1 protein-coding gene is annotated in these 1,778 nt (G+C 45.6%); it reads right to left on the bottom strand.

The window, feature by feature from the left end:
- Positions 1-381: 381 nt before the first annotated feature.
- Positions 382-1,659, bottom strand: coding sequence for an IS110 family RNA-guided transposase (locus CSV64_RS16395; RefSeq protein ID WP_099635667.1), 1,278 nt, complete (start codon positions 1,657-1,659; stop codon positions 382-384).
- Positions 1,660-1,778 lie beyond the last annotated feature (119 nt).

Below are 1,778 nucleotides of genomic sequence, written 5' to 3'. Positions count from 1 at the left end.
CCTCCCTCTATAAATGTTGATGTATCAACGGTTTGAGCCGTTGTAAGGGTGCCAAAAAAATATTTTTTACACGATGATAAACAATAATAATTAGATATTTGAATATTCAAACGTCCATGGGTGCGCTACGCGGTCATCGCTGGATAATATTGGTTGCGATGATGATGCTATATACGATGCACTCTGGATCTCCGCATAGCTTATGATGACGTACCCTCCCATGTCTCTTGGCGTCAAAAGCGCCTACATTCCTTCGTTCGGTCTAGTCATAAGGCGGAGGCTGGCTAAGCTCCCATGGGGACTCAGTGGTCGAATGGTGAATATAATGCCGGCTTCTCCGTGTCATCCGATTTTCTAGGCATTCAACTCGGAATGTCGTGCTTAAGCAGCTCTATCGAGCGTGGGTATGTCCCTCATCATTTGCTCAGCGTCAAACACCATGTGCTTCGTACAGATTGCGTGCAGTACCTTCAGTAGTTTTCCACAGAGAACCACAATGGACTGTTTTTTGCGTAATGGATTCACTTGTCTGGTTGTGTAATACTCGTGCAGTTGTTTAAATGCCTGGTTATGCCGCACCATTGGCATCATGACACGGAAGAGCAGTGCACGCAGCTGGCTTCTTCCTCTTTTAGAAATTCGTTTCTGTCCCTTGTGTTGTCCGGATGAATTCTCCCTCAATGTCAATCCCGCGAGTTTCAATAATTGGCGTGGATGATTATAATGGGCAAAGCTGCCGATTTCCGATAGTAAATCAATGATAGTTGCGTCTCCAAGCCCTGGGACTGTTTGGAGATACTCGTACTCAACTGTAGCCTGAATAAACTCTGTCAGCTGTTCTTGAAGCGATGCAAGCTCCTTCTCAAGTTGGCGATAACGTTGGACAAGTGTGGCAATTTCAATACGGGCCATCTGTTGTCCTTCTGTTACACCTATAGAAGTACGCGCACTTACAATGAGCTTTTTCGTCTTTGGTAGCTGGGGAGATTTCATCCCCTCTACCGTCCGGTAGGTTGCCAGTAGTTCTGACGGTTCCTGATTCGCTATCTCACACGGGAATGGAGTACATTCCAAAACGGCAAGCGCCATTTTCCCAAACGACGGAAATACTGCTTGGAACTCCGGGAAATACCGATCAGTCCAGCGAATCATCTTGTTTTTAATTGCGTTCAACTCTTCAGTAAGGTTGCCTTTCAGTGTCGAACCGACACGCAGTTCAGCCTCTGTCTCTCTTAATATCCGTGGATAGCTGTATCGACCATCTTTCACTAAACGCGCGATGACAAGGGCATCTTTTGCGTCGTTCTTCGTCTGAAGGTTATCGTCAAGTTCCTTGGATTTCTTTACATGCATGGGATTGCATACGACGAGCGGGATGCCCCGATCGTCGAGAAAGTAAGCCAGGTTGAGCCAATAATGGCCGGTAGGTTCAATGCCAATGATGACGTCGCTTTTACCGAATTGTTTCTTAGCGTCTAGAATACACGCATAGAAGTATTCGAATCCCTGGCTTGATTGATGTACAGGAAACGATTTCTTCAAAATCAGACCACGCTCATCCACCATGCAGGCATAATGTGTTTGTTTGGCAATATCCATTCCGATGACTAGCGTTTTATCTGTAACTTGATTAATTTTAGCGTTTTGCGTAAAATTCATTGTGAGTCCTCCTTGGTATGTAAATTAGGGGTCAATTCGTGCAGATTTGACACCCCGCATCATACCAAGAGGGCTCTTTGTGTTCAAGTCCCCGAAAAAGCTTCTAACAGGAATGCTCC

It is taken from the genome of Sporosarcina sp. P32b (assembly GCF_002743335.1).
GTDB lineage: Bacteria > Bacillota > Bacilli > Bacillales_A > Planococcaceae > Sporosarcina.
This window is presented reverse-complemented; position numbering and strand designations above follow the sequence as displayed.